This window comes from Pseudemcibacter aquimaris, from assembly GCF_028869115.1.
Lineage (GTDB): Bacteria > Pseudomonadota > Alphaproteobacteria > Sphingomonadales > Emcibacteraceae > Pseudemcibacter > Pseudemcibacter aquimaris.
Genome location: NZ_CP079800.1, coordinates 1834564 through 1860028, shown reverse-complemented (window position 1 = coordinate 1860028; position 25465 = coordinate 1834564). Strand labels below are relative to the sequence as shown.

Here is a 25465-nt window from a genome sequence, read left to right as displayed (position 1 = left end):
TATTATCTGTAATCGATAATTGCGTCTCTTCTAAGGTCACGCAGGTGACGTCTTGCAAAAAGCTGAAGACGTGTACGTGTCATATTATCCAAAATAGTATCAAAATCAGGGTTCATTTCCTGCGCAACGGATTTGCCGCATACAACAAATGATCTGTATCCACCTTCTTCGCGGATTACGTTGGTACCTTCATTGGTATCCAGTGGTATGATTTGTTCTTTAACACCAGGGTTCAAATCGCCAACTCTGATTCCGCCGATAGTTTCAATGATGCCACCACCAATGCTCGCCGCATTCGCTTCGATGTTGGTGCAGAAATTTTCATCACCATATGCTGCTTGTAGCTTGTTATTAAGGTCATTAGCGAACTGTTCAGATTCTTCTTCCTGTTCAAAAAACATGGTGACAAGGTTCACTTGGTTGTCATCTTCTGTAACGGTTAGGATTTTTCTTTGGTCTGTTACCTGAAGAATATAAATACCATCTTCAGTGATTACAGGTTCAGAAATTTCACCTTTTTCCATCGAAAGAATTTTATCTCTTACTTCAACCGGAATTTCAGTTTCCATGACCCAGCCCATATCACCGCCAACGGCCGATGTAGATGACTGTGAGAACTGTTGTGCCATAGCATTGAATGGTGCCTCTGCCTGAAGCTGTTGATAGATTGCGTTTGCGGTTGCAATGCTTTCCTCTCTTGCTTCATTGTTTGTAACCAGAAGGAAAATTTCACTGACGCGGTATTCGTCTTTACCGCGGTTTTGTTCCAGTGTTTCAATGGCATTATACACTTCGTCATCAGTGATGTTTACTTGTGGCTCAAGAAGGCCGTTTACAACACCCTGCCATGATATCGTACCGTTCAATTGAAATAATAGTGAGCTTTTCTTAATGCCAGCAAGTTCAAGCTGTTGTTCAAGTTGTTCACCGGTAATGCCGACTTGCGCAGCATAATTTTCAAAGGCGCCTTCTAACTGGGCATTGTCCATAACGGCATCATATTCGCTGGCCTCTTGTAACTTAAGATGGTCATCGATTAAGGCGTTCATGGCTTGGTTTTGAAGAATTGCTTGTTGCTCACCGGAAACAGTTGTTCGGCCACTGAACAGCATTAACAGTAATGCTCGCTGTCTTAAATCATAAACACTGATAAGATCGTCATTAACAAGGGCAACAATTTCCTGAACATCATCAAGTTGTGCCTGTTGTTGAGCAAATAAGCTTTGTGTAGAAAATAATGAAAATCCAGCCGAAGCGATCAGTAAATTTCTGATATGTTTCTTATAGTTAATCATGGTCATACTATTCTTTTATTTCCTGACAATTTGCTCAATATAAATTTTTAACACGCCTTTATATATCGAAAAGAAATTCTGTTCTATAATTATGTTCATTTTATGCCAAAATATTATTATCCGCCAAGGTTTTTAAGCACAATTCTGAAATGGACGGTGCTTGACGGGGCGATATCACGGTCACTGGTAAAGCGACGTTCGTATGTTAGGCCAAATTCAAGGCAGTCATCCTGATAAATAATACCTGCGTCATATGAAATGGTTTTATCATTCAAAAGATCCTTAACCCATGAGCCACGCGCGGACCAGTTTTCATCAAAGTTTACACTAAGACCCGTACCGATTTCGCGTCTGTTTTCAAGCTCTGTACCAATAAGATCTGCGGCATTTTCAAGATCAAGGTCAAGATACCTGACCGATGCTTTCATCCATTTGGGGCCGCCCGATAAAAGCATTTCATTACGTCTAAGCGCCAAAGAATTTTTATCAAGTCTGAACCTGTGGACATAATCAATATATTCACCAATCGTCAGGTCAACACGTCCTACAAAGTCAGATGCCTTACCTTCGTATCCGGAACCAACCGGAAATGTTTCGGTGTTATTAAGGCGCACGCTTTGACCGATCGTGGCGATCATGTTGACGTTATCGGTATATAAATTATAACGAAGGCCATAATTCATGCGCGTTCCACCTTCCCAGCGGTCATAACCGTTAAAGCGGTTGTGGCTGAATAGGTTGTTTTCATCAAATTCGAAATTGCGGCTGTCTTCGTTGGAAAAGTTAACAACATTTTCCGGTAGGTTCGGTTTTGTTGGCGCAACAATAATCGAGAACATCGGCTCTAACACTTGGCTATTGCTGCCGGTCGATTTTAAGAATGGCATGCGCCAGTCAAACGCGAGTTTTGGCAGAAATCTTGAATGACCACCTTCTATGCCGGCATATTGGATTTGGTCCGGAAAATCGGTGTTGCTGTTATTATAAAAATCATTTCTGACACTTGCGGTAATTTTATAAAAATCACCTAAGCGTGATTGAAACGGAAGTTCCCATCCGGCTTTTGTGCTGAAACGGCGGCTGCGCATCCCTTCGGCGCGGTAAACCTGTACGCCGCTTGCGTCAAATGTGATCTTACTGTTTAAAAAACCAGTGTCCTGATTCATGTTAATGGCGAATGATGGTAATGCTTGCGCCGTCAGGTTGATGTCATCTTCTTCGTCTAGGCCCTGAAAAACATAGGTGCCAACGGTCGCATAGTTTTTATCCCAGAACCGTTCGATTTTGGCGTGGCTTTGCAGCACGTCTGATCGGTCATTGTAATAACGTCTTAAATAGGTATCATCAGATACCCAATTGACCGCATAATCCCATTGCCAGTCACCGCCAAATTTTTCCAGACTGTTTAAATCAAACGCGCCTTTGGAAAAAATATGACCACGCAATTCATGGTCGCCAGTTTTATTAAAGTTATTATCACGTTCATTGACATTGGCAATGGATGCGGTTGTTTCAAAAATGCCGTTACCAACATGTTTGCGGTGGGTTCCTGCAAACACGACACCTTCGCGGCTGGTGATGATTGGCTCAAACGTAAAATCCTGTGACTGGCCAAGGTCAAAATAATATGGAATTTGGATATAAGCACCGAGTTCCGTTGAACGGCCCAGTTTTGTTGGTGGTAATATGCCGGTTCTTGCGCGAACTGTTGGGTCAGGATGCGCGAAATAGGGGGAATAAAAAACAGGAATTCCCGCAATTTCCAGCCTTACGTTTTGATAACGGATTGTTTTATCATCACTATCGTGGGTTATTTCATCGGCTTTAATATGCCAGGTCGGTTTTTCATCACCACTTTCAAGACACATTTCACAAGGGCTATAGGTCGCGTTTCTAAGAACGGTTAAACCACCCTGTCTTTCACCATTAAGGGCGATTAATCTTGAACCATCGGTAAAAATAACGCGTGTGTTATTGATAAAGCCCGATTTGAAGTCACCATTAAGCACGGCATCTTCCATATAAAGGATATTACCATTTGTTTCGGTGATGGTGATGCCGCCGTCTGCTTTAACCTCGCCCGTGGACGCGTTATATGTAATCATTTCCGCGTTAAGGCGGTTACCGTTTTGATGTAAAATAACATTTCCGGTTGCGGTAATGACATTGGCGTCTTGATCATACACAATTTTATCAGCCGCAAATTCAATTTGGCTGTTTTGGACTATTGCTGTTTCTTGGGCAGATGCCACAGCAGAAAGACCGCTGGACGTCAGAAAAGATAGTGCCAATATTTTTAGTGTTTTGTTCATGAGGCCCTAATTACATATTTTTTTCACGATGGTACAGCGAATAAAATTAAAATCCACAATATTGTTATCTATTTCACTTGATAAGCGTGAATTCACACTTTATCTCTTTAATGAATGAACTTCTATAAAAGCCAAGCTAGACGAAATTGAGGCAAAAAATGAAAATAAACTTCACCGAAATTGACAAGGATTACGCAAACATCGACGGGGCCGTTGTAGTATTCTCGCTAAAGAATGATGACGGATATGAATTCCGCCCACCAGCTGTGGATCTTGATAAGGCAACAGACGGCGCATTAACTAAGGCGGCAGAGGCAACCGATTTTAAAGGTAATTTCGGCCAAATGATTGAATTAATTGCCCCATCTGGTGTGGCAGCAAGCCGAATTTTGCTGGTTGGTCTTGGTGAAATGGATAAATTAAATCCGTTAAAAGCAGAACAAATCGGCGGCAAAGTCATCGTGAAATTAATGTATTCCGGTGAAAAGAATGTAACCGTGGTTGTTGGCAAAATGGCCGAAAGCGCGGCCCTTGGTATGCGCCTTCGTGCATATAAATTTGATAAATATTTCACAACCGAGAAAAACATCAAAAAACCATCCGTTGAACAGGTCACATTCCAAACGCACGGCGCGGACGAAGCAGCGGCAAAATTTGAAACAATGGATAGGGTCGCTGATGGTGTATTCTGGGCCCGTGATCTTGTGACGGAACCGGGTAACGTTGTTTATCCGGAAAGTTACGCCGCGCAGATTAAAGAACTGACCAACATGGGGATCGAAGTAGAGGTCCTTGATGAAGACACAATGGAAGATTTGGGTATGGAATCCCTTCTAGGTGTTGGGCAGGGTAGTGCCAGTGAATCATTGATGGTTCTTATGCACTGGAAAGGATCTGATAATCCGGACGAAGCACCAGTTGCATTTGTTGGTAAGGGTGTGACATTTGATACTGGTGGTATTTCCCTTAAGCCCGGTGCGGGCATGGGGGATATGAAGTTCGACATGGGCGGTAGTGCCGCCGTCGTTGGCGCGATGAAGGCAATCGCTGGACGTAAGGCCAAAGCAAACGTTATCGGTGTTGTTGGTCTTGTTGAAAATATGCCGTCCAGCACAGCGCAGCGTCCGGGTGATGTTGTTGGTTCCATGTCCGGTCAAACCATTGAGGTCTTAAACACAGACGCGGAAGGCCGTCTTGTACTGGCGGATTGTCTTTGGTACACGCAGGACCGTTATAAGCCAAAATTCATCGTTGATCTTGCTACATTAACAGGCGCGATGATGGTGGCGCTTGGGCAGGAATTCGCAGGCATGTTTTCAAACAGTGACGAACTTTGTGAAATGCTGGATCAAGCCGGTAAAGATGTGGACGAGCCATTATGGCGTATGCCGCTGACCGACGGGTTTGATAAAATGATCAATTCTGATATTGCGGATATGAAGAACATTGGCGGAAAATATGGTGGCAGTATCACGGCTGCACAATTCCTTCAGCGTTTTGTGAATGAAACACCGTGGGCGCATCTTGATATCGCGGGCACAGCATGGCGCCAAAAACCATCTGATGTTGCGGAAAAAGGGGCGACCGGATATGGCGTGCGTCTTCTTGACCGTTTGGTGCAGAATAACTTCGAAGATTAATTTAAGAAGATTAATTCAAGATGGAAATCAGTTTTTATCATCTGACATTACAGCCACTTCATGTTGCGCTTCCCAAACTTTTATCAAAGGTGCGGGAAGCGAATATGAAAGCGGTGATCAAGGTTCCCAGTGTCGTGCATATGGATGACATTGATCAGGTGTTATGGACATTTGATAAAGAATGTTTCCTTGCCCATGATACGGAAAAGGGAAAATACCCGGAAGATCAGCCAATATATATCACCACGGGTGATGATAATCCGGCAAGCGCGGATGTGCTTGTATTGACGGACGGGGCAACGACAGAATTATTATCCGGTTATAATCGGGTGCTTGAAATGTTTGATGGTAACAACCCAACTGCGGTGGAAGAGGCACGTGAACGCTGGAAAGGGTATAAAGACAGTGGTTATGATCTTACCTATTGGCAGCAAACAGAAAATGGCGGTTGGACCAAGAAAGCCTGATCATATAATTCTCGCATAACTTCACTTAAATGTTATTTCATGGATGCATCATCATTTGATACTATGCATCCATGTTTAGATACTTTCTGATATATTTTCTTTTTCAAACGTACGCTTTTGCCGCGGGGCATTTAAGCGACAATTTCCGTATCAGTAGCGATGTGCTGGGATATGATATTCAATACCGTGTTTATACCCCAGAAAATATTGAAAACTTAAATGACATTCCAAGCATTTATGTCACCGATGGCCATGATTACATCAAACATGGCCGCATGGTAAAAGTACTGGACCGATTAATCGCCGCTGGAAAAATGAAGCCGGTTGTTGCTGTTTTTGTTGATGCCCGTGATCCCGATAATCTTAAAATCAACAGACGCAAGGACGAGCTATGGTGCAATGAAAATTATGCACGCTTTTATGTCACGGAACTTGTAAAGCAAATCGAACAAAATTATCCGGTCAGTCAGTCCCGTGATGACCGTGTTATTCAGGGTGTTTCATTTGGTGGTTTCAATGCGGCCTGTTTCGGACTTATGGCATATGGCACATTTTCCGGCATTTCCATGCATTCACCGGCCAATAGCTATTTCTTAAAATTGCTGACCGAAGAATATAAAAAAGCGGATCATTTACCCCTTAAAATGTTCATGAGCGTCGGCAATGAAAACGATAACAGACGCGCGGTGCGCCGCTTTAAAAGACAGCTTGATGAAAAAGGATATGATTTAAACTATATTCAGGTGAATAAGGATCACGTCTGGGAAAATTGGCGGCCATTGATGGATGATGCGCTTTTAACATTTTTTGCTACGCGTTGATTTTATCCTCAAGTTCCATCCAACGCTCTTCTGCTATTTCTAACGCTTTCTCAAGGTCGGCTTTTTCTTTTGTGAATTTTTGTAATGCTTTTGCGGCATTTGGGTCGGCTTGATCATAAAGTTTTGGATTATTCAGCGCGCGATTATATTTTTTAATCTCAGCCGTTAATCTCTCGACTTCTGTTTCTGTGGCATCAAGCTCGGTTTTTAATTTTTTAAGATGAACGTCATCGGCCTTTTTGGGTGGCTTGGCTGGTTTTTCTTTTTTCTCTTTTTTCGTGTTCGCGCCTTTATTGGTTAAAACCAGCTTCTTATAATCGTTGATGTCACCATCGAACGGATTAACGCCGCCATTTTCAACGACCATGATACGGTCTGCGCAGGCCTCAACCAGATAGCTATCATGGCTGATCAGGATCACGGCGCCTTCATAATCATTAATGGCATGGATTAGGGCTTGCCTGCTATCCATGTCCAGATGGTTTGTCGGTTCATCAAGGATGATCATCTGTGGTGCATGGAAACTCATCAGCGCGAATAAAAGGCGCGCTTTTTCACCACCGGAAAGGGTTGCGATTTTATTATCTGCTTTATCCTCACCAAAACCGAACCCGCCAAGTCTTGCGCGGACTTGTGTTGTGGTTTTGCCCTTCATTAACTGGGCAAGGTGGGTAAGGGGGGTGCCGTTTGGATCCAGTTCATCCTGTTGATGTTGTGCGAAATAACCGATGCCCAGTTTTCTGGAACTTTTAACGGTACCGTCCATTGCATCTAATCTGCCCGATATCAGCTTGGCAAAGGTGGATTTACCGTTACCATTTTGCCCAAGCAGCGCAATACGGTCATCCATATCAATACGCAGGTTCAGGTTTCTCAGGATCGGTTTGCCGTCTTCGTATCCGACGGCGGCTTTTTCCATATTGATGAGCGGTGGTGCCAGCTCCGTCGGATTTGGAAAATTAAACTGAACGGTATGTTCTTCGGCGAGGGCCGCGAGCGGTTCCATCTTTTCCAGCATTTTAATACGGCTTTGGGCCTGTTTTGCCTTACTGGCTTTATAACGGAAACGGTCGATATATTTTTGAATATGTTCGCGTTCGGCAGTTTGCTTTTTTATGGCCGCGCGTTGAAGTTCCCGTTGCTCTCGGTATGTTTTTTCAAATTTATCGAAATTACCGCCATAAAAACTAAGGCTTCGTTGTTCAAGATGGACAATGCTGCTTGTGGAACTGTTAAGTAAGTCACGGTCATGGCTGATGATCAGAATGGTGTATGGGTAATTCCTGATGAAATTTTCAAGCCATAGCACGCCTTCGAGATCAAGATAGTTTGTTGGCTCATCGAGTAACAATAAATCAGGGCGTGTGAATAATGTGCAGGCAAGGGCCACACGCATGCGCCAACCACCGGAAAATTCGCTGCATGCTCTTCGTTGTGCATCGTCATTAAACCCAAGTCCCGATAGAATGCTTGCTGCGCGGGCCTCGGCATCATAGGCGCCAATATCCTGTAATCGTTCATGAATTTCCGCAATTCGGTGCGGATCATCACATGTTTCGGCTTCACTATGAAGGGCGTTTAATTCCTTATCTGCCGCGAGCACCGTTTCAAGCAGTGTTTCCGGGCCGCCGGGTGCTTCTTGGGCCACTTGTCCAATGCGGGCGTTCTTCTGGATACGGATATTACCGTCGTCACTTTCCAGTTCCCCAAGGATCAATTTATAAAGCGTGGTTTTACCAGCACCATTGCGCCCGACAATACCAACCTTGTGTCCCGCAGGAACAGTGACACTGGCCTTATCAAGGATCAATTTTCCGGCAATTCGGTATGTGAGGTCGGTAATTTGTAACATGCATGGGGTTTTAACAGATCACCTTAAAAAAACAATCACTAAAAAAACATTGAAGTTTGGCGAAATACCCACTATAAGGCGCGCAATTATTGGTAAAACTTTTTCAAGGAATAAAAAATGGCACTACAACGTACATTTTCAATCATCAAGCCTGATGCAACAAAACGCAACCTAACAGGCGCAATCACAAAAATGCTTGAAGACGGTGGTCTTCGTGTTGTCGCAAGCAAGCGTGTTCACCTTACTCGTGAAAAAGCTGAAGGCTTCTACGCTGTACATAAAGAGCGTCCATTCTTCGGTGAACTAGTTGAGTTCATGATGTCAGAACCAGTTGTTGTTCAGGTTCTTGAAGGTGAAGATGCTGTTGCACGTAACCGTGAAATCATGGGCGCAACAAATCCAGCAGAAGCAGACGAAGGCACAATCCGTAAAACATACGCACTGGACATCGGTGAAAACTCAGTTCACGGTTCAGACAGCCTTGAAAATGCAAAAATCGAAATCGAATATTTCTTCAACGATTCAGAAATCGTTGGTTAATTAGAGATATAATGTATTTGAAAAGCCGCTTGCAGATGTGCAGGCGGCTTTTTTTTATGGCTAATGGGCGAATAGCACCGGTATTTCCTGATTGTTAAACAGTGTTTTTGTCACACCGCCATATATCAGTTCCGCAAGCCTTGTATGTGCCCAGGCACCAGCGACAATCAAGTCCGCATTATTTTCAAGACATATTTCCATAAGCTTTGCACCCGGGTCATAATGTAAACCTTCCGTCATGCCTTTCACATTTACATCATGATGAGCAAGATATTTACACACATCCGCGGTGACGATTTCATCCTTTTTTTCTTCTGCGATCGATAACACCGTTACATTCGCTGCTTTTTTCAGCAATGGCATGGCGCCATGTACGGCCCTGATGCTTTCCTTGCCGCCGTTCCATGCGATGAAGATATTCTCTGCGAATGTATCCTCTCTCGCGACTTTGGGAACCGCGAGCGTCGGTATGCCGCAATCAAGAATGAATGACGGTATGTCGCCCATCACATCACCAAGTTCATCTGATCCTTGTGGCACAATCGCAAGGTCGGCCGTTCGCGCGTGCGCCTTTAAATGGGAAAGGAAATCGCCTTCTTCCTCGATCCATTCATATTCAAGCGGCACTTGATCAAGTGTTCTTATGAATGCTTCCTTATCACGTCTTAACTCTTCGGCTTGATTTTCCAAAATCTGTTCATAGACATCATATGTCAGATAATGATGTTCCGTGATTGCTTGCAAGGATTGTAGTGTTGGTACGATCCTTAATCCTTTGATATGTGATGAAAAATCACGCCCAATCCTTAACGCCATTTTTTCACATGGTGCTGATTGTTCGACCCCCTCAACGGGAAGTAAGATTGTCTTGTACATGTCTTCCTCCTAAGAATTACTATAGGTGGATTCTATACAAATGACCAGAAATTGTCCTTGATTTGGGTTAAGTTTAACCCGTTAAGCGTTATTTCGCTTTTTCATTTTCAAGCAGGTTTTTAATGTTTTCGGCTTGTGGGTGTTTTTCACCAAGGGCGGCCGCAACCATGTCATATGCTTGCTGGTAATGTTCGACGGCCTTGTCATGATTTCCCATGCTGCTGTATACGGATGCCATGTTGTTTATCACTGCAGCGACATTTGGATGACCTTCACCGAAACTATCCTGATCCAGTTTTTTGGCATTTTCCAGAAATTCAATGGCCTTTTCCGGTTCACCGTTTTTCATGGCGAGGTATGCGACGCTATTGAAAAATGTTGAATTGGTTGGATCAAGTTGCGCTGCATTTTTCATATGAACATATGCGGTTTCCAGATCATTTTTCATCATGGCGATTTTTGCTTTGTCTTCTTCGGCGACAGATTTGTTAATGTCTTCCGCGCTTGGTGCTTGTGCGTAAGCAGAAAATGAAAGTGCGGCAGTGATTGCAAAAACGGCGATATTTTTCATGATAATAATGTCCTTAAATCTTGCGATTATTCTTAAATATAAATGATCAGGATCACAAGTTTTTTTCATAACTTGAAAATTTGACTAAAATTAGGTAGAATAACAATTACTGTTCAAGTTTTTATTATCTGTAAAATAGTTTCGGGGCCGAAAGGAATTATAAAAAATTCCGGCATGGAGGAATATTCGCTTTTTTTAATATAACGACAAATAATACTTGTCAATTTGTACCTCTCTCTTCAATATAGCGACGGAAGTTATGAGAGGTTTGGGAAAAAATAGCTAATATGGCACGCCAATATTCGATTAAAGATGAAAACTGGTTACCGTATGCCAAGCAAGACTTGTTGGGGTATCGTAACGACGCAGCACGCCTTAGGGCCATTGTTGACAGTCAGCCTGACTGTGTAAAAATCGTCAGCCGTGATTATAAACTTGTTGATATGAACCTGGCCGGTCTTGAAATGATCGATTGCTATCATATGGACGAAGTGCGCGGTGCAGACCTATTTGGTGTTGTCGACGAGGAATACCACAGTGTTTTTAAGAAAAGCATTGATGATGCCTATGCCGGTAAAACCACCGATGTTGAATTTAATATAACCGGACTTCGTGGTAGTAAGCGCCGCATGAGCCAACATTGCGCCCCCATATATAATAGTGAGAAGAGCGGTGAAATTATCGAGGCTGTTGCCGTTTCCCGTGACGTCACTGATCAATATGAAGCTTATATCGCCCTTGAAGAAGCAAAATTTATGGCGGAACGCGCCAACAATGTGAAATCCAATTTCCTTGCGACCATGTCCCACGAATTCAGAACGCCACTGAACGCTATCATTGGCTTTTCTGAAATTATTAAATCCGAAAGCTTTGGTAAAATCGGTAATGACCGATATAGGGATTATATTGCCGATATTTATGAAAGCGGTCATCATCTGTTGGATTTGATTAATGATGTGCTTGATATTTCAGAAATCGAGGCCGACAAACGCATACTTACGAAAGAAATGATCGATGTTGATGTTTTTATTCAACGTTGCGTCAGTTCGTTAAAGGTCATCGCCCAGCGCCGCGAGGTGGAAATCAATCTTGATATCGAAGAAGATCTGCCGGAATTATTCGCCGACAGGCGTTCATTAAAACAGGTTTTAAATAACCTGATTTCAAATGCGATTAAATTTTCCACCGAAAAAAGTGCTGTTCTCATCAAGGCGTCCCACAGAAGAGATCATATGGTGATTAAAGTCTGTGACGAAGGGATCGGCATCCCGGAAAAAGATTTAAGAAAAATCACCAATCCGTTTTTCCGCGGTCAGGAAGAAGCCATGATCGCCGCACCCGGCACAGGGCTTGGTCTTTCGATTGTGAAATCATTGGTTGATGCCCATGGTGGAACGTTGATGTTCGAAAGCCAGGAACATATCGGCACGATTGCAACCGTGACTTTTCCGATCCTTTGCCCTATAAGCGAGCGAAAAGAATACTAACCTGGCGAAAAGAATGACACTTTCCATTTATGTTGATGCCGATGCCTGTCCGGTTAAAGACGAAGTGCTGCGTGTGGCGTACCGTCATGAAGCGCAAGTTTTTTTGGTGAGCAATCAATGGATGCGCATGGACGTTGGGCCTTTGGTGCAAAAAATCGTCGTATCAGAAGGCGCGGATGAAGCCGATAACTGGATCGCGGAACAAATTGGTGAAAAGGATATCGCCATTACGGCTGATATTCCGCTTGCGGATAGGTGTCTTAAGAAAAATGCGCTTGTCATTGGGCCAACGGGTAAGGAATTTACCAACGATAATATCGGTGTCGCCCTTGCGGTGCGTGATATTCGCGCAGAACAGCGCGAAATGGGTGAGGGCAAACAAGGCCAAATTCGCGGTCATTATAATGCGGCGTTCACCAAACAAGACCGTTCAAATTTCCTGCAGGCGCTCGAACGTTTGGTTCAAAAGAATAAATAATTGTTCAAATCCTGAAAACAATTACATTCAATGATGGCCGACGCCGTTTTTTCGGTTGTCTCCTTTAATATCATTCTGTACAGTTAATTGTATAAAATATACGATCCATTCTTGGGAAGACTTTAAAGGGGAGATGTTATGAAAAAAACATTGCTGATGATTATGTGCGCGATGATTTCTGTCACGGGACAGGCGGCCGCGGAAATTTCAATCGATGAAGATACACTGTCAGGGTTAGAACTTAGAAACCTTGGTCCTGGGTTTATGTCCGGGCGTATTTCACATGTGGCGGTTGACCAGAATGACACAAGCACATGGTATGTGGCTGTGGCATCCGGTGGATTATGGAAAACGGTAAATTCCGGTACAACATGGACACCGATTTTCGATGATTATGAAGCATATTCAACGGGTTATGTGACAATCGATCCTGATAATTCCAATGTCATCTGGCTGGGCACAGGGGAAAATAATGCGCAGCGCGCGGTCGGTATGGGTAATGGCGTTTATAAAAGCCTTGATGCCGGTAAAAGCTGGACCAACATGGGACTTCATACATCCGAGCATATTGGTAAAATCCTGATCGACCCGCGTGACAGCGATGTTGTTTATGTGGCCGCACAAGGTCCGCTTTGGGATAAGGGCGGTGAACGCGGTCTTTATAAAACCACTGATGGCGGTGAAAATTGGGAACTGATCCTTGAGATCAGCGAACACACCGGTATTTCAGATGTGGTGTTCCATGACAGCGATCCTGATACGATTTATGCGTCATCCTATCAACGTCGTCGCCATGTGGCGCGTCTTGTTGCGGGCGGCCCGGAATCAGCAGCATATAAATCCACGGACGGCGGTAAAACATGGAAAAAAATTATGAAAGGCCTGCCGACTGGTAATGTGGGACGTATTGGCCTTAACATTTCACCGCAGGACCGCAACGTACTTTACGCCATGATTTCCGCAGGTAGCCAAAGCGTTTTTTTCCGTTCAAGCGATGGCGGTGAAAGCTGGAACAGAATGAGCAACGAACTTAACGTTGACCCGCAGTATTACACAGAAATATTCGTGGACCCAAGCCGTTTTGACCGTGTTTATTCGGTGGATTTCAACACCCGTTATACCGATGATGGCGGTGCAACATGGCATGATTTAAGCTGGGAACATATCCATTCGGATCATCATTTCATCTATCTTGATCCAAAAGATCCGAATTACATGCTGCTTGGTACTGATGGCGGTTTATATCAAAGCTGGGACCATTCAAAAACATGGAATTATATTGATAACTTACCGCTGGCGCAGTTTTACCGCGTTGCTGTGGATAATGCAAAGCCGTTCTATAACATTTATGGCGGCACGCAGGATAACGCCACACAAGGCGGCCCAAGCCGTACCATCAATTATAACGGTATCACCAATGCGGATTGGTTTAACACCATCGGCGGTGACGGTTTCGGTGTTGAAATTGATCCGGATAATGAAAATATCGTCTATACGCAATCGCAATACGGAAACCTTGTTCGTTTTGATAAGGCAAGCGGCGAAGTACAAAATATTCAACCGCAACAGGAAGAGGGGCTACCACCATTTAAATGGCACTGGAATGCACCAATATTAATCAGCCCGCATGACGGTAAACGTCTTTATTTTGCGGGTAATTACCTGTTCGTCAGTGATGATTACGGTAGCACATGGAAAAGGATCAGTGATGATTTAAGTCGTGGTATTGACCGTAACACATTACCAATTATGGACCGCGTTTGGGGGCCGGAAGCACTTCATAAAAATTCGGCAAGTTCACGCTGGGGCCAAATCGTTGCATTCGATGAATCCCCGGTTGTCGCGGGACTTTTATATGCGGGTACCGATGACGGATTATTGCAGGTTTCTGATAACGGCGGTGAAAGCTGGCGTAAAATTGAAGAATTCCCAGGTGTGCCGGAATATGCATATGTTTCTGACGTGATGGCAGATAAACATGATGCCGACACGGTTTATATTACCTTTAACCATTATAAAAGCGGTGATTTTACCCCATATGTTTTAAAAAGTACGGACCGTGGTCGCCGCTGGACATCAATCGCATCAAACCTGCCGGAACGTCATACGGTCTGGACCATCATTCAGGATCATGTTGATCCGGAATTACTTTTTGTGGGTACGGAACTTGGTCTTTGGACATCGGTTAATGGTGGTGATGACTGGGTAAGATTAAAAGGAAACGTGCCGACAATCGCGTTCCAGGATATCACCATTCAAGAAGATGAAAGTGATCTTGTCGCCGGAACATTCGGCCGTGGTTTCTTTGTGCTGGATAATATTGATCCGCTGCGTCATATGGATGATGAACGCATTGCGGATGCAGCAAGCCTTTACCCGGTGAAGGATGCGCCACTTTATATCGAAAAAGAAAGACTTGTTTGGGGCCGTAACGGTACACAGGGTCATGCATACTATTCCGCGCCGAACCCACCGGTTGGTGCAGTCTTTACGTATCATTTATCAGAAAGCATGAAGACCGACAAAGAACGCCGTGTTGCTGCCGACCTTGAAACAACAACGGCGGGCGGTTCAACGTCATACCCTGATATGGCGACATTACGCGCAGAAGCACTGCAAAAGAAACCGCAAGTGTTCCTTGTTGTGCGTGACGCGTCAGGCAATATCGTTGCCCGTGTTAAGGGGAACAGTTCAGCCGGTCTTCACCGTATCAGTTGGAACGGTCGTTATCCGGGGCTTGAGCCAACAAGACTAGGTGATGCGAGCGAAAACCGTTGGGGCATTGGCCCATACGGCGACATGGTATTGCCGGGTACATATTCAGTGTCACTTGTGAAATATCAGGATGGTGTTGAAACATCGCTGACCGGTTCGGAAGGCTTTGCGCTTTACCCACTGAATAATAAAGCGCTTCCGGCGAATGATCCGGCGGGCTTACAGGCATTCCAACGTGATGTGCGTAAATTACAGCGCGCGGCCCTTGGTTCCGCCCGTGTGGTGAATGATGTTGAAGAACAGCTTAAGTACCTTGAAAAAGCAATGCTTGAAACACCAAATGCAACGGCGGGCATGTTTGCGTCGCTGCGTGAAATGGAAATTGAATTGGCAGCATTAAAGATCACACTGATAAATGATCAGATGTTATCGGATATGAACATCCAACGTGCGCCATCGATCCTGTCACGCATCAGCCGCATTGTCGGTTCATTCTGGAGCTCAAGCAGCGATCCATCAACAAACCACCGTGACAGTTATAGGATTGCGGCGGAAAAATTCACAGATGTGCATCAAAAATTAAACACACTTGTGAATGGCCCGTTACGCGACCTGCATAACCAAATGGAAGCTGCCAACGCCCCATGGACACCAGGCCGCGGCGTTCCGCAGTGGAATGGTGATTAATTAAATAAACCTAACCTTTGTCACCCTCGGACTTGTTCCGAGGGTCTCATAGCTTGGACAAGAGATACTCGGGACAAGCCCGAGTATGACGGTGAGGGGGAATGCTTAAAGCATCTCAACCTGCTCATATTCAGGAATGATCAAATCTTTCGCGTTCCAGCCCAGCTCATCAATAATCGCTTTTCTAAGCGCCGCGCTTGATGATGGTTCACCGTGGGTGATGAATGTTTTTGCGGGGGCTTTACGGAAATTTTTAAGCCAGGTTATAATTTCATCTTTATCGGCATGGGCCGACAGATTTTCCACCAGTTCCACATCGGCACGTACCTTATGCATATGGCCGTGGATTTTAATCATGTCTTCACCGTCCAGCATGGCTTCGCCGCGGGTGCCGCCCGCTTGAAATCCGGTGAATAGGACCGTATTTTTCGGATCACCCATTAAATCTTTTAAATGATGAAGCACACGGCCACCCGTTAACATGCCGCTTGCGGATATGATGACCTTTGGCATTGAATTGGCGTTTAATGCTTTTGAATCCTCACGCGTGCGGGTATAGGCGGCAATGTTACACACATCCGCACAATAACTTTCGGAAAGCCTGTGTTCCGATTTATGGCGGCACATCAAATTGGTGGCGTTTAATGCCATTGGGCTATCCATAAAAATTGGGATGGCGGGAATTTTCTTTGCCTCGGTTAATTTTTTTAAATGATAAAGTATGGTTTGCGCACGCCCCACGGCAAAGGTGGGAATTAACACCGTTCCACCACGGGCCGCGGTTTTGCGGATGACCTCACCGAATTTTTCCGCCGGGTCCGTTTCCGCGTGAAGCCTGTCGCCATATGTGCTTTCGATTAAAAGATAATCCGTATTATTCAGCGCCGCCGGATCATGCATTAACGCGTCGCCCGCGCGCCCAAGATCACCGGAAAATGTAATGGTTTTATTGCCCGCCTTTAATGAAATAAAACTGGCGCCCAATATATGCCCGGCGCGGGACAGGGTAAAATGTAAATCGTCCTGAATATAAACGGGACTGCCAAAATCTACGGGTTTGAAATTTTCAAGCGAAATTTCCGCGTCTTCCTGTGTGTATAATGGCATGGCGGGGCTGTGGCGGGTGTATCCGTATCGGTTTGCGCGTCTCGCGTCTTCCTCCTGCAGGTAGCCGCTATCGGGCAGCAATATTTTACACAGGTCCATGGTTGCCGCACTGGCGTAAATGGGGCCGGTAAAGCCGTTTTTAACAAGTAATGGCACATAACCCGAATGATCAATATGGGCATGGGTCAGTATCACAGCGTCAATATCCGCCGGATCAATCGGCAACCCCGCACGGTTGCGCAGGCGCAGTTCCTTGAACCCCTGAAAAAGCCCGCAATCAATCAGCAGCTTTTTACCACCATATTCCAGTAAATATTTCGACCCAGTAACCGTGCCCGTCGCACCAAGAAAGGTAAGCTTCATCGTCATTCTTTTTATTGTTTGTTTTGATTAGTTTAAACAGAAAAGAACGGGGATGTCACGCGGGTATTTTAAACAAATTCTGGAACAACCATACCAACACACGGTCATTCCGGACTTGATCCGGAATCCATTTCTAATCAAAATAGATTTTTCAGTTATCAAGATGGATTCCGGATCAATTCCTTCGCTGCGCTACGGGTCCGGAATGACGGGTAAGAGTTGGTATAACCCACCCTCCCACAAATGTTGTCATTACCCGACTTGATCGGGTAATCCATTTCAAAACAAAATAAATCTATCCATTGATAGGATTCCGTGGATTCCGGATCAAGTCCGGAATGACGACTGTGGAGGAAACTACTGTCCGCTACCAAGTTCCGCGAACTGTACGGCTTCTTCAGCTGCTCTCACGAGTGCTCTCGCTTTATGTTGGCATTCTTGGTATTCGCTTTCCCAGTTGCTATCGGCGACGACGCCGGCGCCGGCTTGGACGTACATGGTGCCGTCTTTAACGATGGCGGTTCTTAGGACGATACAGGTGTCCATGCTGCCGTCGGCGGAAAAATAGCCCACGGCGCCCGCGTAAATGCCACGCTTTTCTTTTTCCAGTTCATCGATGATTTCCATGGCGCGGACCTTTGGTGCGCCGGACACGGTTCCGGCGGGGAACCCAGCGGCGAGGGCCTTAAGCGCATCATATTCGGGTGCAATTTCACCCGTGACGTTTGAAACGATATGCATCACATGGGAATAATATTCGATGATCATTTTATCGGTGACATTCACCGTGCCAACTTTACTGACGCGCCCCACATCATTACGGCCAAGGTCCAGCAGCATTAAATGTTCTGCGATTTCCTTTGGATCGGCAAGCAGGTCTTTTGCATTGGCGCGGTCACCGGCGGCGTCCTTACCACGGGGGCGGGTTCCGGCAATTGGTCTGATGGTCACTTCGTCATCACGCAAGCGCACAAGGATTTCCGGGCTTGAGCCGACAATGGAAAAATCACCGAATTTTAGATAATATAAAAATGGTGACGGGTTGGTGCGGCGTAACGCGCGGTATAATGAAAAGGGCGGCAAATCAAACGGCATGCTGAAACGCTGGCTTAACACCACCTGGAAAATATCCCCTGCGGCGATATATTCTTTGGCGCGTGCCACCATTTTTTCAAATTCAGCGTGGCTTGTGTTTGATGTTGGCTCTTCAAAATGAATGTCTTGATTATCTGTTCGCTGTCCGGCCAGTGGTTGGCCCAGTCTCGCGATAATGTCGTTCAGGCGTTCTTCCGCACGCATATAGGCGGTCTCACCGTCAACGCTATCATCCGGGCGAACTGGCGTCACAATGGTGATCAGGTCCGTCACGCTATCAAACACGACCATAATGGTCGGGCGCATAAACATGCTGTCGGGTGTGCCGATCACGTCTGGTTTGCTTTCCGGTAATGATTCCATCAGACGCACACAATCATAACCCATATAACCGATCAGACCAGCGGCACTTGGTGGCATTCCTTCGGGTAAGTCAATCAGGCTTTCCGCGAACAGGTCACGCAGGCTATCCAGCGCCCCTTTTTCACAAGGGGTAAAATCCTCATCCCGAACACCGGAAAGGGCACGGCGGTTAATTTCGGCCTTATTGGCTTCTGCGCGCCACATAATGTCCGGCTTAAGGCCGATAAAGGTATAACGGCCACGAATGGCGCCGCCTTCAACCGATTCAAGCAGGCTTGCGTATTCTTCGCCTTCCGCGAGTTTTAAATACGCGCTGACCGATGTTTCAAGATCGGCGACCATGGTTGTCCATACCACGGCCGCTTTTCCCGCGTTATAGGATTTCAGGAAATCGGACTTTTCGGGAAAAGTGGTCATGACGTTTATATTTACTGCGCTGTTTGTGAAACAAGTTGATCAAGGATCAATTGTAAATTGTTCTCATACGTTGTGACGGGAAGCTCTTCATATAAATGAAGGGTATATGCCGCCATCAAATCATTAAGCATTGTATTTTTGATCTGTTCTTTTGTGCCTTCAAGGGCCGCTTCTTCCACATCGGCGGAAAGCATTCTGTCCTTCACACGCACAATCACGAAACCGTCGCCATTTGCGGCTGCGATTTTTTGAATGCCGCCAATGTCCTGGCCGAAAATGCTTGAATGAATGTCTGCAGCAACGGTGTTTTCCGCATTCGGTCTGTCAACGGTCACGCTGCTTAGGTCAAATTCACCGCTATCAACATTTTGATATTCGGCCAGTTCTTTTGCTTCTGCACCTTCCGCGCTTAATTCTTCAATGATACGGTCGGATAGCTCCGTTGCCAGTGTCACGCGGCGGTTTTGTGCCCAGTCTGCGGTGACCTGGTCTTTTACCTCGTCAAATGGTTTAAGGGTTGAATCAACAATGTTATCAACATCAAGCATATAAAACTTGTTTGAAATTCCTTCGTATAATTCAAGTTCGTCACCAACTTGGCGGCTAAATGCTACATCAAGGAAATCAACAATCAGCGGCAGATCGCTTGATGCGTTGCCGTCTGGCATGATGCCTTCGATAGATACGTTTGTCACTGTTTTAACTTCTGCGTTAATGACGGATGCAATATCGGCTAACGGTGCACCAGCGGCCAGTTCGTCATCAATTGTGTTACGCACATCAAAAAGCTGGTCAATGGCGCGTTCATTTTTAATATCGGCAAGCAGACCGTCTTTTACATCTTCGAATGATGAAACGGCGCCTTCTTTTACTTCACCGAGTTTGAAAATATAAACACCGAACCCTGTTTCAACCGGGCTTGTGTATTCACCGGAATTTAGGGCATAAAGCTCATTTGCGGCATCTTCGCCGTAAAGACCAACAAAATCATCACGTGATTGTGGTTCGAACGTTGCGTCTTCTGCGGTGTCGCCAGTGCGGTCGGATAGAACGTCTTCAAATGATTTGCCGCCCTGAAGTTCCGCAATCGCTGCATTCGCCGCATCCATATCATCCAGAAGCATCTGCATAAAACCACGCTCTTCTTCTGTGGTGTAGCTCATAATACGGCTTTCATACATTTCACGAACCGCTTCATCGGTCACTTCGATGGTTGCGGCAAGATCGGATGCTGAAATTTCGAAATAGCTGATGTCACGATATTCCGGCGCCATATAAAGCGGGTTATTATCGTTATAAAATGTTGTCAGCGTTTCATCGTCTGCTTCGCCGATTGCTGTCATTTTACTTGCCGGGATGGTTAGCACTTCTGCGGTGCGTTCCTCGGTTGTATATTTTGTCAGTGTTTCAGCGGCGATTGCCGGTGTCACAAGGTTGCTTGTTAAGCTATCAACGAATTTACCGCGAACAAGGTCACCGCGCATTAAATCTTCGAACTGGCTTTCTGAATATCCTTGCGAACGGGCAGTTTGCTGGAAAAAGCTGCGGTTGAATGCGCCTGTGCCATCCTGAAATGCAGGAATGGAAAGAATGTAATTACGTAGTTCTTCATCCGTAACACGAATACCAAGCTGTTTTGCCGCCACATCAAATGATTTACGGTCAACCATTTGCGATAGCACCTGATTGCCGAAACCGAATTGTACCGCAAGATCCATGGTAAAGGTTTCACCGAAGCGGGCCTGTGTCTGACGGAAATCCATATCGAAGGTACGCGAAAATTCATTCATTGTGATTTTCTCGTCGCCGACTTCCGCAACGTCAGAACCACCAAGGGTGGATAGCGGGTCACCAATTCCAAATAATGCGAAACTGGCGATCAGGATAGCAAGTAGTGCACCGGCAAAAATAGAGCCCATGCCTTTTCTGAAAAATTCAAACATTCAATTAACCTGTATTCTTTTAATTTTTCTGTCGCGTGATGTTATATTTTAAACGCGTATAAATAATTGCGGCATAATAGTGAGCGTTGCCCCTAATCGCAACCATAAAAGCAGCGTTTTTTCAATAAACCATGTGGAAATCGAAATAAATATCTGCTAGTCAGTGCGTAATGGAAATTAACATAAGGGAAATGACCGATATGACTGCCCCAAAAGCACTGGTTGCCGGCAACTGGAAAATGAACGGCCTTAAGGCCGCAAGCGCAGAAATCAGCAAGTTAAACGATCTTGTGAATGAAAATGGTGCAAAATGCGACGTGCTTATTTGCCCGCCTTATACATTGATCGGCACTTTGGCGGATTTGGGTGCTGAAAATGTTGCGATTGGTGCACAGGATTGCCACATGAACATATCTGGCGCCCATACTGGTGATATTTCAGCTGAAATGATCCGTGAATTTGGTTGCGAACATATCATCGTCGGCCATTCAGAACGCCGCGCAGACCACGGTGAAAGCAATGAAACCGTTAAGGCAAAGGCATCAGCCGCACAAGCAACAGGTGCGACAGCAATTATTTGTGTTGGTGAAACCATTGATGAACGCGAAGCAGGGGACGCGGTAAGCGTTGTAACAAGTCAGGTTAAAGCATCCATTCCGGATGACGCAACAGCGGACAATACAACAATTGCATATGAACCGGTTTGGGCGATTGGAACAGGTAAAGTACCAACAGCAGGTGACGTTGAAGAAATTCACGCTGAAATCCGCGCGGTTCTTGAGACCCGCTTTGGTGCAGATGGCGCCAAAATCCGTATTCTTTATGGTGGTTCCGTTAAGGCATCCAACGCAAATGAACTGATGAGCGTTCCGAATGTAAACGGTGCGCTTGTGGGTGGTGCAAGCCTTAAAGCGGATGACTTTTACGGAATTATTTCTGCATATGATGAAATTGGCTAAAATAACACTAGCCAAGCGGATAAGTTTCAAGTAAAAGCCACTTGTAAAGACCTGTGGGATCATTATATTACCACAAGGTGATAACTATTAATTTAAGAGAGTAAGAAAATGCAAGAAGTCGTTCTTGTTATACATTTGATGCTAGCGGTAGCGCTTGTTGTGACTGTTCTTTTACAACAGTCCGAAGGTGGCGCACTGGGTATCGGTGGTGGACAGGGCAGCATGATGACAGGCCGTTCAGCGGCGAATCTGCTCACGAAACTTACAACTATTTTTGTGGCTTGTTTCTTTGTAACGAGCTTGGTTCTGGCATGGCTTGCCAAACAGGACTCTGCGACATCATCCGTTCTGGATGAAGCGGCACCGGCTGCTGTAACACAGCCAGCGGTTCCTGAGCTGCCTGCACCGACTGAGCCTCAAGTACCACAATCAAACTAATTCGCAGACGGCACCACTGGTGCCGTTTGTTTTTATATAGACTAATATTTAAATTCATTTTCTGGATTGTTAGCAACCAATGACACGTTATATTTTTATTACTGGTGGTGTGGTTTCCTCTTTAGGGAAGGGCCTCCTCTCCGCCGCTCTTGGCGCGTTATTACAATCGCGTGGTTATTCCGTCAGACTTAGAAAACTTGATCCGTATCTTAATGTGGATCCAGGTACAATGTCGCCTTATCAGCATGGTGAAGTGTTTGTAACCGATGACGGTGCCGAAACCGATCTGGATCTTGGACATTATGAACGCTTTACGGGTGTGCCGGCACGTCAATCCGATAACGTGACAACGGGCCGTATTTATTCCGACATCATCGCCAAGGAACGCCGTGGTGATTATCTTGGTGCGACGGTTCAGGTGATCCCGCATGTAACCAACGCCATTAAAGAGTTTGCCACATCCGACGTGGACGAGGGCACAGATTTCGTGCTTTGTGAAGTTGGCGGAACAATCGGTGATATCGAAAGTTTACCGTTCCTTGAATCATTGCGTCAGCTTGGTAATGATCTGCGTGGTCAATGTATTTACGTTCATTTGACGCTTGTGCCATATATCAGCGCGGCGGGTGAACTTAAAACAAAACCGACACAGCATTCCGTGAAAGAATTGCTTTCCATCGGTATTCAGCCGGATGTGCTTGTTTGTCGCTGTGAACATGAAATTCCGGATAATGAACGCCGTAAAATCGGTCTGTTCTGTAATGTGCCGGAAAGCGCGGTTATTCAGGCGCTTGACGCCAACAGCATTTACGAAGTGCCGCTTAATTACCACGCCGAAGGGCTTGATGTTGAAGTGCTGCGTGCCTTTAACATTGATCCAAAGGAACATGAACCTGATCTAACACGCTGGCTTGATGTATCAGAACGCGTGAATGAGCCGGAAGGCAAGGTCACCATCGGTATCGTTGGTAAATATGTGGAATTAAAAGACGCGTATAAATCATTATCAGAAGCACTAACGCACGGCGGTTTCGCCAATAATGTTAAAGTGGAACTGGAATGGATCGACGCAGAAGAATTTGAAAAGAACGAAGACGCGATCAAGGTTCTTGAAACTGTTGACGGTATTCTTGTGCCGGGTGGCTTCGGTGAACGCGGTTCAGAAGGTAAAATCAAGGCGGCGAAATTTGCCCGCGAACGCGGTGTGCCGTATTTTGGTATTTGTTTCGGAATGCAGATGGCCTGTATCGAAGCTGCGCGCAATATGGCGGGTATCAAGGACGCGAGCTCAACCGAATTTGGCGCAACAGAATCACCGATCGTTGGTCTTATGACCGAATGGGAACTTGACGGCGTTATTCACCAACGCGGCGAAGATGATGATAAGGGCGGTACAATGCGCCTTGGTTCATATGAAGCAAGCCTTGTAGAAGGCAGCCATGTTGCCGACATTTACGGCAGCAATACAATTCATGAACGCCATCGTCACCGTTATGAAGTTAACATTAATTACCGCGAAATCCTTGAAAATGCGGGGCTTACATTCTCTGGTCTTTCACCGGATGAGACGCTCCCTGAAATCGTGGAAATTAAAGATCATCCGTGGTACATCGGCGTACAGTTCCACCCGGAACTTAAATCCAAGCCGTTTGATCCACATCCGTTATTTGCTTCCTATATCGAAGCAGCACTTAATCAATCACGCTTAGTTTAAAGATTTAAGAGACAACACATGACAGCAATTATTGATATTAAAGGCCGCGAAATCATTGATAGTCGCGGTAATCCTACCGTTGAAGTTGACGTTACCCTGGAAACAGGTGCCTTTGGCCGTGCGGCCGTGCCAAGTGGCGCATCAACCGGCGCGCATGAAGCCGTTGAGCTTCGTGATGGTGGCAAACGTTACATGGGTAAGGGCGTTGAACAAGCCGTTGAAGCGGTGAACACAGAACTTTATGACGCGCTAACCGGTATGGACGCAGAAGAACAGATCATCCTTGATCAGGCGATGTGTGAACTGGACGGTACGGAAAATAAATCACGTCTGGGTGCCAATGCGATCCTTGGTGTTTCACTTGCAACGGCAAAGGCCGCCGCAGACGAGGCAGCAATGCCACTTTACGCATACCTTGGTGGTCCACACGCACATGTGCTTCCGGTTCCAATGATGAACATCATCAATGGCGGTGAACATGCGGATAACCCGATTGATATTCAGGAATTCATGATTATGCCAGTATCTGCGGGCAACATTCGTGAAAGCATTCAAATGGGTGCGGAAATTTTCCACACGCTAAAGAAAAACCTTTCTGATGCGGGTCATAACACGGGCGTTGGCGACGAGGGCGGCTTCGCACCGAACCTTAACGGAACGACGGATGCCCTTGATTTCATTATGAAATCCATCGAAGATGCTGGCTATAAACCGGAAGAAGACATCATGCTTGCACTGGATGCGGCATCATCAGAATTTTATAAAGACGGCAAATACGTACTGGCTGGCGAGGGCAAGACACTCGACGCGGGCGGTATGGTTGATTACTACGTTGATCTTTGTAACCGTTACCCGATCCTTTCTATTGAAGACGGCATGGACGAAGATGACTGGGAAGGCTGGAAAGCATTAACAGACGCCATCGGCAACAAAGTACAGTTAGTGGGTGACGATTTATTTGTGACAAATCCGAAACGCCTTTCTGACGGTATTGATCAGGGCGTTGGTAACTCAATCCTTGTGAAGGTTAACCAAATCGGCACGCTGACGGAAACATTTGACGCTGTAAACATGGCGCACCGCGCGCAATATACATCCGTTATGTCACACCGTAGCGGTGAAACAGAAGACGCAACAATCGCTGACCTTGCGGTTGCGCTGAACTGTGGCCAAATCAAAACAGGCTCACTTGCCCGTTCCGACAGATTAGCAAAATACAATCAGCTAATCCGCATCGAAGAAATGCTTGGCTCAGCCGCACATTACGCAGGTAAAAGCATCCTGCGTTAATGGCAATATGAATTAAAATGAAAAAGCCTCTATAC

The 25465-nt window shown here is 45.6% G+C and carries 19 protein-coding genes; 11 read left to right on the top strand and 8 right to left on the bottom strand.

Translation table 11 applies throughout. From position 1 onward, the window contains the following. Positions 1-2 precede the first annotated feature (2 nt). Both KW060_RS08775 and KW060_RS08770 read right to left on the bottom strand, forming a co-directional pair. Complete coding sequence (locus tag KW060_RS08775) at positions 3-1301, bottom strand: peptidylprolyl isomerase (protein ID WP_249034441.1); 1299 nt, start codon at positions 1299-1301, stop codon at positions 3-5. 110 nt (positions 1302-1411) lie between these two features. Next, on the bottom strand, positions 1412-3607 hold the full coding sequence (locus KW060_RS08770; RefSeq protein ID WP_249034440.1) for an LPS-assembly protein LptD: 2196 nt from the start codon (positions 3605-3607) through the stop codon (positions 1412-1414). A 158-nt stretch (positions 3608-3765) separates the two neighbouring features. Here KW060_RS08770 and KW060_RS08765 point away from each other — a divergent pair, with 158 nt between their 5' ends. The 3 genes from KW060_RS08765 (at position 3766) to KW060_RS08755 (ending at position 6535) form a co-directional block, all read left to right on the top strand. Then, positions 3766-5247, top strand: coding sequence for a leucyl aminopeptidase (locus tag KW060_RS08765; RefSeq protein ID WP_249034439.1), 1482 nt, complete (start codon positions 3766-3768; stop codon positions 5245-5247). A gap of 20 nt (positions 5248-5267) precedes the next feature. Next, entirely contained in the window at positions 5268-5714 is a 447-nt protein-coding gene (locus tag KW060_RS08760; protein WP_249034438.1) for a DNA polymerase III subunit chi, read from the top strand. 71 nt (positions 5715-5785) lie between these two features. Beyond that, on the top strand, positions 5786-6535 hold the full coding sequence (locus KW060_RS08755; protein WP_249034437.1) for an alpha/beta hydrolase: 750 nt from the start codon (positions 5786-5788) through the stop codon (positions 6533-6535). On the opposite strand, the gene KW060_RS08750 is transcribed toward KW060_RS08755, so the two are convergent. Further along, positions 6525-8387 (bottom strand): ABC-F family ATP-binding cassette domain-containing protein, encoded by a 1863-nt coding sequence (locus KW060_RS08750; RefSeq protein WP_249034436.1) that lies wholly within the window; start codon positions 8385-8387, stop codon positions 6525-6527. The two genes, KW060_RS08755 and KW060_RS08750, sit on opposite strands and share 11 nt — an antisense overlap. A gap of 117 nt (positions 8388-8504) precedes the next feature. On the opposite strand from KW060_RS08750, the gene ndk reads away from it, so the two are divergent. Continuing rightward, positions 8505-8927 carry a nucleoside-diphosphate kinase gene (ndk, locus tag KW060_RS08745; RefSeq protein ID WP_249034435.1) on the top strand — a complete coding sequence of 141 codons (423 nt, stop codon included), beginning with the start codon at positions 8505-8507 and terminating at the stop codon, positions 8925-8927. A 60-nt stretch (positions 8928-8987) separates the two neighbouring features. Here the strand turns inward: ndk and KW060_RS08740 are convergent, their stop codons facing one another. Together KW060_RS08740 and KW060_RS08735 are read right to left on the bottom strand one after the other, a co-directional pair. Further along, positions 8988-9803 (bottom strand): universal stress protein, encoded by an 816-nt coding sequence (locus KW060_RS08740; RefSeq protein WP_249034434.1) that lies wholly within the window; start codon positions 9801-9803, stop codon positions 8988-8990. Positions 9804-9891: 88 nt separating this feature from the next. Beyond that, entirely contained in the window at positions 9892-10374 is a 483-nt protein-coding gene (locus KW060_RS08735) for a tetratricopeptide repeat protein (protein WP_249034433.1), read from the bottom strand. Between the two features lie 287 nt (positions 10375-10661). On the opposite strand from KW060_RS08735, the gene KW060_RS08730 reads away from it, so the two are divergent. The 3 genes from KW060_RS08730 (at position 10662) to KW060_RS08720 (ending at position 15741) form a co-directional block, all read left to right on the top strand. After that, complete coding sequence (locus tag KW060_RS08730; RefSeq protein ID WP_249034432.1) at positions 10662-11861, top strand: PAS domain-containing sensor histidine kinase; 1200 nt, start codon at positions 10662-10664, stop codon at positions 11859-11861. 13 nt (positions 11862-11874) lie between these two features. Beyond that, positions 11875-12339 carry a YaiI/YqxD family protein gene (locus KW060_RS08725; RefSeq protein ID WP_249034431.1) on the top strand — a complete coding sequence of 155 codons (465 nt, stop codon included), beginning with the start codon at positions 11875-11877 and terminating at the stop codon, positions 12337-12339. Positions 12340-12477: 138 nt separating this feature from the next. Continuing rightward, a complete protein-coding gene (locus tag KW060_RS08720; RefSeq protein WP_249034430.1) occupies positions 12478-15741 on the top strand; it encodes a VPS10 domain-containing protein in 3264 nt (1087 codons plus the stop codon). 105 nt (positions 15742-15846) lie between these two features. Here the strand turns inward: KW060_RS08720 and KW060_RS08715 are convergent, their stop codons facing one another. From KW060_RS08715 to KW060_RS08705, 3 genes are all read right to left on the bottom strand, one after another. After that, on the bottom strand, positions 15847-17211 hold the full coding sequence (locus KW060_RS08715; protein WP_249034429.1) for an MBL fold metallo-hydrolase: 1365 nt from the start codon (positions 17209-17211) through the stop codon (positions 15847-15849). A gap of 357 nt (positions 17212-17568) precedes the next feature. Beyond that, positions 17569-19086 carry an anthranilate synthase component I gene (gene trpE, locus KW060_RS08710; RefSeq protein ID WP_249034428.1) on the bottom strand — a complete coding sequence of 506 codons (1518 nt, stop codon included), beginning with the start codon at positions 19084-19086 and terminating at the stop codon, positions 17569-17571. Between the two features lie 11 nt (positions 19087-19097). Then, positions 19098-21029 (bottom strand): peptidylprolyl isomerase, encoded by a 1932-nt coding sequence (locus KW060_RS08705; protein WP_249034427.1) that lies wholly within the window; start codon positions 21027-21029, stop codon positions 19098-19100. A gap of 191 nt (positions 21030-21220) precedes the next feature. Here KW060_RS08705 and tpiA point away from each other — a divergent pair, with 191 nt between their 5' ends. From tpiA to eno, 4 genes are all read left to right on the top strand, one after another. After that, positions 21221-21988 carry a triose-phosphate isomerase gene (gene tpiA / locus KW060_RS08700; protein WP_249034426.1) on the top strand — a complete coding sequence of 256 codons (768 nt, stop codon included), beginning with the start codon at positions 21221-21223 and terminating at the stop codon, positions 21986-21988. Positions 21989-22096: 108 nt separating this feature from the next. Next, a complete protein-coding gene (gene secG / locus KW060_RS08695; protein WP_249034425.1) occupies positions 22097-22426 on the top strand; it encodes a preprotein translocase subunit SecG in 330 nt (109 codons plus the stop codon). Positions 22427-22505: 79 nt separating this feature from the next. Then, positions 22506-24140, top strand: a complete 1635-nt coding sequence (locus KW060_RS08690; protein ID WP_249034424.1) for a CTP synthase — start codon at positions 22506-22508, stop codon at positions 24138-24140. Positions 24141-24158: 18 nt separating this feature from the next. Further along, on the top strand, positions 24159-25430 hold the full coding sequence (eno, locus tag KW060_RS08685) for a phosphopyruvate hydratase (RefSeq protein ID WP_249034423.1): 1272 nt from the start codon (positions 24159-24161) through the stop codon (positions 25428-25430). Positions 25431-25465 lie beyond the last annotated feature (35 nt).